Here is a 232-nt window from a genome sequence, read left to right as displayed (position 1 = left end):
AACATGTACAATGCGTTCTCCGGCATCGGTGATGCGTTCAAGGGCGTTGGTGAGTTCTTTGCGGGTGGCGACGATGATGACGTGAAAGCCCGGTTGATCCTGCTGGTTGTGGGTCTTGTCGTGCTCTCGCTGATCGCGGGTGGTGTCCTGGCCGCCATCCTCATCAAGAAGTATGCGGGGCGGCTTCCGCTTCCGGAACGTGAGTCCGTGAAATTCGGCCGCTGATTGGCCT

The 232-nt window shown here is 58.6% G+C and carries 1 protein-coding gene; it reads left to right on the top strand.

All coding sequences use genetic code 11. The features are described 5' to 3' along the window. Window positions 1-225, top strand: a 225-nt coding sequence (locus AC1RPT_RS08305; RefSeq protein WP_481763076.1) for a hypothetical protein, incomplete at its 5' end; no start/stop codon positions are given. Between the last annotated feature and the right edge of the window lie 7 nt (window positions 226-232).

It is taken from the genome of Dellaglioa sp. CoH-56-MRSF-11 (genome assembly GCF_056782135.1).
The sequence above is the reverse complement of the archived record's forward strand: the minus strand, read 5'-3'. Positions and strand labels throughout refer to the sequence as shown.